The organism is Bacteroides sp. D22, assembly GCF_000163675.1.
GTDB classification, from domain to species: Bacteria; Bacteroidota; Bacteroidia; order Bacteroidales; family Bacteroidaceae; genus Bacteroides; species Bacteroides xylanisolvens.
Map to the genome: position 1 here is coordinate 10,816 of NZ_GG774836.1, position 8,354 is coordinate 19,169.

The window sequence follows — 8,354 nt, forward strand, 5'->3', positions numbered from 1 at the left end:
TTAAAAGCCGCCTCGAAAATCGCTTTGAAAATATGACATCGACGGTGACGGAAAGGATGAAGGGAGTGTAACCTGTGACTTGGACTCCATTTTGTTGTTGAAAGAAGAAAATTCCGAAATAAAAGGAAACAAGATTCTGATTTTTGACGACCTTGAAAGATGTGATGTAAAACTGGAAACCTTGTTGGGATACATCAATTACTTTTCGGAACATTGTAAATGCAAGGTCATCATCATTGGCGATGAGAACAAGATTTCCGAAAAAGAGGACGATAAGTGCAAGTTGAAATTCAAGGATTTCAAGGAAAAGACTATCGGGCGCACTTTTGAGATCAAATTAAATATAGGGGAGACACTCGATTTCTTCATTGGCGAGATATCCACCAACAACAGGAACCTCTTGTCTGAGAACAAAGAGCTTATCATCAAGATATTCCATGCCTCTAAATTCGATAATTTAAGAGTCCTGCGGCAATGTCTAAACGATTATCACAGGATAGCCATGGCTTTGCCGGAGCATTATCATAAATCTCCCAAGTACAAACTTGTCATAACATCGTTGTTGGCAAATTTTGTCGCCGTTTACTGCGAGTATAAGGGTGGGAATACTCGGATCGGAAGCCTATTCAACAGCCTGTATGACATGTTCCCGGATAAAGAGAAAGATGAGGAGCGTGAAAAAATCCTCTCCAAATACCGTTTTATAGAGATAGGTAAACAGTTGGATATTTTTGATAGATTCATCGTTAATGAAATTGTCTGCTATCTGGAAAGCGGGTATTTTGACACGACCTACCTGCAACAATATTTTGCAGCCGAAGACGCAAGTTTGAACAGTTGGGATTACCTGTACGACTATTGGAGACTGGATAACGGGGAATACGAGAAACACTACGGGGAAACGGTACGATATTACTTTGCGGATGAAAGCGTTGATCTAAAAGAATTGTTTGTCATTATATCTGTACTATCGGTTTTATATAGCGACAACCTTGTTCACGTATCCGAGGAAGACATCATAGCCCAAGGCAAGCACTCCATAGACAGGCTGATGGAAGGTATCAGCGACATGGAGGGTTTGTTGAATTGTAACTCAAAGGTACATGCGGGTACAAGAAGGAATCATTCTAATATTGGTTCAGATCGAATTTTGAATGGACTGGTTGCGTATTTTCAAAAACTATTCGGGCAAAGATTGAAGAAATGCCCTAATAAAGTGTCTGTCATGCTGGAAAATCTGACGGATGAAACTTGCGAACGCCTGAATCCGGCATTGAATGATGTAGTCCCGGTCAAACAGCGTCTTTATAGGGATACTTCAATATTCCAAGAGGCTGATGCGGATAAGGTTTCAAAAAGTATTTTGGGATTGTCCAACGAATCACGTAACACCTTTCTGCATTTTTTACAGTTCCGTTATAAATATACCTCTTGGGGCAGTGAAATAGAACACTTGAGCAAATATTGTCAATCAGATTTGCCACAACTAAAATTAATCAATGAAAGACTAAAGGCAGAAGCGGCAAACAGGAGATTGATAGAAAAGTATTCCATTGAGAAGATCACGAACCTGATAGATGAAATTACCGCAAAAGTAAAATAACTATTCCAGTCCGTTTTCGAAAGAGATGGCTTTGACAAGGGGCAAGCCGGTGACGAAATTTGCCCCGTGCCCCATCAACTTGCATCGTGGCTGGATGAGGGTGAAGTCGGTGCGTAGTACACATTTTCCTTTGAACCATCCGGAATTGGTGCTATGGATTCCGTTCTCGTGCGTACCCTTGAACTGGGTACGTTTATGTAGGACTTTTCCCCGCCTTTCATCGTTTGGGGTACGACAAGGCTACGAACGTGAAGCAAAACGCTGACAAGCTATACGGTTTTGATACATAGTTTTATATGAATCCATATATTTGCAGGGAAGTATAATGAAAAATGTATCAGAACGATGGAAATAGTAAGTATTGAAAAGAAGACCTTTGAGGAGATGAAGGAGCGGTTCGGCTGCTTCTCACGGCACGTGAAGGAACTTTGCGCCCGTTACCGCCCGCCCGGGAAGATGAACTGGATGGACGGGGCGGACGTGTGCGAGAAACTGGGGATCAGTAAACGGACGTTGCAGACCTACCGTGACCGGGGACTGCTGCCGTACAGCCAGATCAACCATAAGATTTACTACCGGACGGAGGACGTGGAGGTATTCGTGGAATCCATGAGCCGGGAAATAATGGAGGACGAGTGACATGGAAGTGATAACAAAAGACACGGAAGAGGTACGTGCGTACTTCGAGGCTCTGGAAGAGGGCATGAGGTATATTGATACGGTGACGGCGCATTTCCGTCCGGCGATGAACGGCGAGGTCTATTTCACGGGTGAGGATGTGTGCAGAATGTTACATATCACGTCAAGGACGTTGCAGGGCTACCGCACACAACGGTTGATCCCGTACATATCGCTGCCAGGCAAGACGCTTTACCGCCAGTCGGATCTGCTGCGTATGCTGGAAGAAAATTACGTGGACATGAGACAAAAGCGCAAACGGGGGAAAAGTCCAACATAAACGCACGGGGATATACATCGGAAAATGCAGCAAAGGCAGGAGCACTGTATCGGGGTTCCTGCCTTTGCCGTGTTTCGCATGGAGAAAGGTGTCAAGCCGTTTCCCGGAGGGACCGGTGCACCTGTTTCCTGCCTTGCTTCCTGTCCCTTTTCTCCAGTACGCTCCGCTGCATGGCGGCGAGGTTGCCAGAGATTGCCCGGAAATCTGAACTTACCATCTTGTTGGTTACTTCAGCGTAGATCTGCGTGGTGCTGATGTGCTTGTGACCGAGTATCTTGGAGAGCGCCTCTATCGTGCCGCCGTTGCAGAGATAGACGGTCGTGGCGAAGGTGTGGCGGCTCAGGTGGAATCCGATCTCCTTGCTGATGCCGCAGGCTTTGGCTATCTGTTTGAGATGCTTGTTGCATGTACCGTTAGAGGGCATGGGAAATACGAAATCGCCTCCGGCAAGTCCCTTGTACCTTTCTATCAGTTCCTTGGCTATTTCCATAAGGGGAACGTTGCTCGACACACGGGTCTTGGTGCGTCGGGTTATGATCCACTCCTCGCCGTCGAAGTCCATGCGCTGGATCTTGTCATGGGTGAGTGTCTTTATATCAATGTAGCTAAGTCCGGTGAAGCACCCGAAGAGGAACATGTCACGTACGAGGTTGGTCTGTTTTTTCACGAACACGGCGTTAGCCAGGGTGCGCAGTTCCTCTTCCGTGAGGTAGCCCCGGTCTGTCTCCTGCATTTCAAGGCTGTACTCACCGAAAGGGTCGGAACGGACGATACCACGCCGCCATGCCTTGTCTGTCAGGCTGAGCAGTGGCATGGTGTATATCCAAAGAGTGTTGTCACTCAATCCCTTTTCCACGCGCAGGTACTTATCGAAATCGGTGATAATCTCCTTTGTCAGTTCCTTGTAAGCCATATCGGTTCGTTTCTTCTTCTCCCAAAGGAAGGTGGCAAAATGGTTGTACACGGCCAAGTACTTGTTGTAAGTGGATTTGGCACGCTGTCCTTTCTCCACCATCGCCTCAAATTCCCGGTTCATGTTCTCGAAATCTTTCAGGATGCAGTTTTCCATCACACCGATACCCAGAAAGGCGTTACGCAGCTTTTCGGCGGTGACAAAATCCTCTTCCCGGAGGATGCGGTGATAGTGGTTGGTAAGCCGGGCACTGACTTCTTTGAGCTGCCCGTTTATCTCTGTCGCCTCGGCGGACTTGCCTTTTGCCTTACCATTCTCCCATAAATCCGGCGTAACGAATAGTTTGGTTCCCAATGCTTTGTCATCCCCATCAATGGAGATCTTCACCATGATGGGGGATTTTCCGTCCCGGTTTCTCACTGCCGATCTCTTGATGTAGAACGAGGTTGCAAACGTACTTCTCTTTGTTTTCATAACTCTAAAATTTTCGTTTCTAAAGGTAGTTAATTATTTGTTACCAAGAGTTATGCAAAACAACGCAAAGTTATGAAACAGAACTTGTTATATTCCATATATCCTCTTTAGGACTGGTAGCTGCTTAGTAGCCGAACTTTGTCTGAAAGGGGGATTTTCAAGCGTTTTATGCCAAAGCTTGTTTCAATCCGTCCTACATACAAAATACTGACCTCCAATTATTTAAGTAGAACTTTGCTTTTCTTTGCGTCTTATGCCGATTTTTTATTGAAAAAGGGTTGGTTCTTTGCAGGAACCAACCCTTATTCATTTATTCCAAGTTACTACTGCAGTCTGAATGACACAGGTACAGTATATTTCACTCGAACTTTCTTACCATTTTGCACTCCGGGAGTCCATTTCGGCATAGAACTTATCACGCGGATAGCTTCTTTATCCAAATAAGGATCAACCCCTCGTACCACTTCAGGATTAGAAATCGTTCCGTCTCTATCTACTACAAACTGAACAATGACTTTTCCTTGTGAGCCAGTTTCTTGCGAAATCGTCGGATATTTGATATTGCTACCTAAATATTTCATTAAAGCAGCTGTACCTCCAGGAAACTCCGGCATGACTTCAACACTTACGTGAATAATGTCTTCAACTACCGTTTCTGTTTCTACCACTGGTGGTATCCAAATAACGTCATGAACTGCATTCATATCCTCTGACACTGTAGAAACGTTATCCGTCACCTCCATATTGTTTTCCACTATTTCGAACAATTCTGTTACCTTAGTTTCGGGAGGAGGAGGCGGTTCCAGTTTCTCTTCAGGGAATGTGATCGGAACTAGCTCTGTTACAAAGATGGATTCATCATCTGGTGATAGTGCTGCAACTCTGACATCATGTTGTGTCCATTCGAACGAAACGAACATGAAGGCTAGCGCAACAACCAAACCCATCAACAACCAAGAACCCCGTTGATTCTCAATTGCAGCCTTTTTTGATTTCTTGGCTTCCATAAAAAATGTGTTTAAGTAATTAATAATAGAAAATATATAGTATATATACTACTTTTCGTTTTTCCTCTTAAGCATTACTTAAAGTGCTCTCTCGCTGCAATAAATATAGTCTTTTTATGGATAGGTTGTTACGACGCCCCTTGTTTATTTTATTCTTTTCTCTTCTTTTCGATAAAATTTATGAATTAATCCTCATATCGGACGACCTGCCCATTCCTGTCAACAATAATCCTTGAACATCTGTTTTTCAAAGCACACTAGAATAAATCTTTGCTAATCACCCAATCTTTCATCTTTCACCACTTATCACATTCAAAGGAACAGCTATTTCTTTCCTGAACTATTAATAGATAAGTTCTGTTTCATTAAATATAAACTTCCTTTTCACTAATAGATAACTTATTCTTCACCTGATTCAAACTATAAATGCAAGTTCCGTTTTTATAAATGAAACTTACGTTTATAAAAACAGAACTTTCATTTATATAATCAAAGCTTTCATTTATAGATTACAAACAGCCAAAAGGAACTTCTCTATTAGACGAAAGAAACTTTGCATAGGAAAGAAAGGAAGTTTTCTATTAATAGCCAATGCAAGAGATAGTACATAAGAAGATTCCAATAAAGAGAAGATTATATATTTGGAGAAACAATCAACGGTATACAGTTAACCAGATATAACGGCATATTTCAGCAATAAGCGGGATGCCGAACTGTCGCTAAATAGGTTCGCACTCATCAATATGGATGAATTTGACCAGAACCGAGTGAGCCAACAGGCATTTCTGAAACATATTCTTCAAAAACCGGTTGTCAACGTCCGGCGTCCGCATAGCACCGCTACTCAAGAGATGCGCCGATACAGAGGATAAATTTGCAATAAAATGAGATACGGTGAAAGATGGCAGATCAGTGACAGATCATTTTACATCTATCACCAACGTACAACTACCATAGACAGGAAGTTTCAGCAGAAGGTGAAAGATTGAAAGATAAAAGCATGAAAAAAAGCTTTAGTGGAGGGAGTATAGATATAAGACGAAACATCGTCTAACTAATTTTCGTTCTACTTAAATTGAAAAATAGACTCATTTAAATGGAGCCTGCGTTCAACTTTAGTAGAACGAAAATAGTCATGTAGATTAAATAAATTATTTATGAAAGAACCGAAAATAAGTATAGCGTCATAACAGATTATCTTTTACGATTCTCCGTTTGACAGGTTTAGATTAAACGAATAGTACTTATTTTGCTTTTTTCTTTTTCTTCGCGTTATCCTTCTTACGCATATCCTGGTATTTCTTATATTGTTCATCGGTCAAAATGCTTTTTATTTTAGCATCTATTTCCTGCCTTTTCTTTTGCATTTCTTCCCGCGTAGGTCTTTCATTCGATTTATTTTTCGCAGGTCTCATTTCTTCCATTGCAGCTTTGAAATCTTTGGCCTGCTTTTCATTCAAGCCCAGATCGGCAACAATCTGTTCCATACGTTTCTCTCTATCAGCCTTTCCATTCTGACGATTTTGAGCCATACATACAGTTGAGCCAATCAATAACGCAACTGCCAAACTTAAAATTTGCTTTCTCATCATTTTAATTCTCATATTAAATAAGTTATGTATGTTAGACCTCACAAATGGGTGAAAGTTAATTCGATGATGAGGTTAAAACTGTTTTTTCACATTATTTATCAAAGGGCAGCTAGTATCACATCGAAAAACGAATAAACGTTTTCTTATCCGGTAAAAAAACAGCAGCATCCAGTTTATCGGTTTAGAAATATTATTTCTATATTTGCAGGAGACAGATCAAAAGCTTGACATACCCTTATGCAAACCTATTACAAAACCGATTAATAATTAAAACGATGAGAACACTTTTCTTTATTCTGCCATTTATCTTTATCACTACGGGATGTATTAAACAGAATACAGAAAAAAGTGATATTTTGACAACAGAGGATATAGCCAAATTTGACAGTTTATTTAATGCCTGGGAAAAAGAAATACACAACAATCCCAAAGTACAATTAAGTTCAAGTACCCGTGCTTACACCATTTTACCCCAATTCAAAGAGCTAAAAGCTATGGGTAAGAAAATTATCCCATGTATCATAGAACAGTTTGAAAAGGACAATAACACTTTTTTTGCTTTACCTCTTTATGACGAATTACAAGATAATGACAGCCTAAAATCTCACAGAGAAACAAGCGAACAAGATAAAGTGAGCGAGATTGTGCAGAAATTCAGAGAACAGGAAAAAAGAAAGATGTGGGAAGAAGCTAATAGATACAAGACGTCTATAACCGACACTACTTTCCTGAAGACAAGAGGGACGATGTCGTATGCTGCAATAGATTTATTCACGGGACGAGGTTTCAATAAAGATTACGCATTTAATCAGGTTGTCTATTTGAAAGCCTTACAAAGAGCCCAGAAACATCTGTCTGTCGTAAATGGTCAGTTGGCATGCGACTTAAAGTCAGGTACAGAAATATATATTTCCGAAGATTTATACCTATTTATCACCGACCTTTTTAAGGATTGGAATACGTGGCTGAAATCGGGAAAATATGAGATAATAAAAGACGAGCAAGGGCTTTATACAGTGTTACCTAAGAAAACCAACCAATCATCGAAAACGAACTCCGTCACATTGCGACCTATTCCCCGTGACATTCCGACTGGAGAGGACATAAGTCCCGCTTCGCTTTCTATAGAAACAGAACACGATCATTATCCGCTATCAACTACAGAAGTAAAAATAACCATCACCAACCACTCCCACTATGAATATGAGTGCGGAGAAAAATACAGCCTTGCTTACTATAACAAAAGTAAACGGCAATGGGAAACATTGCCGACCGATCCTGTCGTTAATGATATACTGTGGATTTTCCCACCGGAGCACCCGAGTCACCAACAAACAATTAAACTCTATACATCAGAATCCCCCAACCATCCAGGGAAATACCGTATCTACAAATCATTCAACAGAGGCACCAAAGTGGCTTATGGAGAATTTGAATTACTACCTTAATGTGAATTTCCAACAACAAGCACACTCCGGATCAGTAACATTCGGATAACAGCTAATCATTTCAGTAACGATTCTTTCGTCGATGACGCGTGCAAATCGGCTCAGTTGTAATTCTTGGGGGATTAAGTTTAGTCAATTCCCTTCATGCATATACCTTTGCTAGCCTAAAAAGGAAGAAGCTCATATCCACTACTCCTCTAAATGATGCCCTAAATGCTTTGATTTTAGCATTAAATGCTTCCGCTGCTGCATTTGTACTCCTGTTCACAAAGAAGTTCAAAATCCTTTCATAATGGTTCTCAATAGAGTTTGCTACTGTTGTGAATGTATCGTATCCATATTCTTCAATCTTATTATAC

The 8,354-nt window shown here is 41.2% G+C and carries 11 protein-coding genes; 6 read left to right on the forward strand and 5 right to left on the reverse strand.

Annotated elements, in window-relative coordinates; genetic code table 11:
• The first annotated feature begins 97 nt into the window (after nt 1–97).
• From HMPREF0106_RS00690 to HMPREF0106_RS00680, 4 genes are all read left to right on the forward strand, one after another.
• Entirely contained in the window at nt 98–1,603 is a 1,506-nt protein-coding gene (locus HMPREF0106_RS00690; protein WP_232286801.1) for a P-loop NTPase fold protein, read from the forward strand.
• Nucleotides 1,604–1,628: 25 nt separating this feature from the next.
• Entirely contained in the window at nt 1,629–1,868 is a 240-nt protein-coding gene (locus HMPREF0106_RS27280; RefSeq protein ID WP_025813736.1) for a hypothetical protein, read from the forward strand.
• An 80-nt stretch (nt 1,869–1,948) separates the two neighbouring features.
• Nucleotides 1,949–2,242: a helix-turn-helix domain-containing protein gene (locus HMPREF0106_RS00685; RefSeq protein ID WP_008640965.1), complete on the forward strand. Its 294-nt coding sequence runs from the start codon at nt 1,949–1,951 to the stop codon at nt 2,240–2,242.
• A 1-nt stretch (nt 2,243) separates the two neighbouring features.
• Entirely contained in the window at nt 2,244–2,561 is a 318-nt protein-coding gene (locus HMPREF0106_RS00680; protein ID WP_008640967.1) for a helix-turn-helix domain-containing protein, read from the forward strand.
• A gap of 91 nt (nt 2,562–2,652) precedes the next feature.
• On the opposite strand, the gene HMPREF0106_RS00675 is transcribed toward HMPREF0106_RS00680, so the two are convergent.
• Both HMPREF0106_RS00675 and HMPREF0106_RS00670 read right to left on the reverse strand, forming a co-directional pair.
• Entirely contained in the window at nt 2,653–3,948 is a 1,296-nt protein-coding gene (locus tag HMPREF0106_RS00675; RefSeq protein WP_009041250.1) for a site-specific integrase, read from the reverse strand.
• Between the two features lie 323 nt (nt 3,949–4,271).
• Complete coding sequence (locus HMPREF0106_RS00670; RefSeq protein ID WP_008023080.1) at nt 4,272–4,955, reverse strand: energy transducer TonB; 684 nt, start codon at nt 4,953–4,955, stop codon at nt 4,272–4,274.
• A 743-nt stretch (nt 4,956–5,698) separates the two neighbouring features.
• On the opposite strand from HMPREF0106_RS00670, the gene HMPREF0106_RS28160 reads away from it, so the two are divergent.
• The gene (locus HMPREF0106_RS28160; protein ID WP_004313277.1) at nt 5,699–5,827 is read left to right on the forward strand and encodes a hypothetical protein; all 129 of its coding nucleotides are present in this window, start codon (nt 5,699–5,701) and stop codon (nt 5,825–5,827) included.
• Between the two features lie 372 nt (nt 5,828–6,199).
• On the opposite strand, the gene HMPREF0106_RS00665 is transcribed toward HMPREF0106_RS28160, so the two are convergent.
• Nucleotides 6,200–6,544, reverse strand: a complete 345-nt coding sequence (locus HMPREF0106_RS00665; protein WP_008776923.1) for a hypothetical protein — start codon at nt 6,542–6,544, stop codon at nt 6,200–6,202.
• Nucleotides 6,545–6,822: 278 nt separating this feature from the next.
• Between HMPREF0106_RS00665 and HMPREF0106_RS00660 the strand changes: the two genes are divergently transcribed.
• Nucleotides 6,823–7,995 carry an immunoglobulin-like domain-containing protein gene (locus tag HMPREF0106_RS00660; RefSeq protein ID WP_009041251.1) on the forward strand — a complete coding sequence of 391 codons (1,173 nt, stop codon included), beginning with the start codon at nt 6,823–6,825 and terminating at the stop codon, nt 7,993–7,995.
• On the opposite strand, the gene HMPREF0106_RS28505 is transcribed toward HMPREF0106_RS00660, so the two are convergent.
• Together HMPREF0106_RS28505 and HMPREF0106_RS00655 are read right to left on the reverse strand one after the other, a co-directional pair.
• Nucleotides 7,987–8,055, reverse strand: a complete 69-nt coding sequence (locus HMPREF0106_RS28505) for a hypothetical protein (RefSeq protein ID WP_229097098.1) — start codon at nt 8,053–8,055, stop codon at nt 7,987–7,989. The genes HMPREF0106_RS00660 and HMPREF0106_RS28505 overlap by 9 nt on opposite strands.
• Nucleotides 8,056–8,137: 82 nt before the next feature.
• The coding region (locus tag HMPREF0106_RS00655) for a transposase (protein WP_009040716.1) at nt 8,138–8,354 on the reverse strand (217 nt) is incomplete at its 5' end.

Bases quoted from the DNA above. Each gene is read 5' to 3' on its own strand.
- HMPREF0106_RS27280 (WP_025813736.1), top strand. From the start codon at position 1,629: ATGGCTTTGACAAGGGGCAAGCCGGTGACGAAATTTGCCCCGTGCCCC.
- HMPREF0106_RS00685 (WP_008640965.1), top strand. From the start codon at position 1,949: ATGGAAATAGTAAGTATTGAAAAGAAGACCTTTGAGGAGATGAAGGAG.
- HMPREF0106_RS00680 (WP_008640967.1), top strand. From the start codon at position 2,244: ATGGAAGTGATAACAAAAGACACGGAAGAGGTACGTGCGTACTTCGAG.
- HMPREF0106_RS00675 (WP_009041250.1), bottom strand. From the start codon at position 3,948: ATGAAAACAAAGAGAAGTACGTTTGCAACCTCGTTCTACATCAAGAGA.
- HMPREF0106_RS00670 (WP_008023080.1), bottom strand. From the start codon at position 4,955: ATGGAAGCCAAGAAATCAAAAAAGGCTGCAATTGAGAATCAACGGGGT.
- HMPREF0106_RS28160 (WP_004313277.1), top strand. From the start codon at position 5,699: ATGGATGAATTTGACCAGAACCGAGTGAGCCAACAGGCATTTCTGAAA.
- HMPREF0106_RS00665 (WP_008776923.1), bottom strand. From the start codon at position 6,544: ATGAGAAAGCAAATTTTAAGTTTGGCAGTTGCGTTATTGATTGGCTCA.
- HMPREF0106_RS00660 (WP_009041251.1), top strand. From the start codon at position 6,823: ATGAGAACACTTTTCTTTATTCTGCCATTTATCTTTATCACTACGGGA.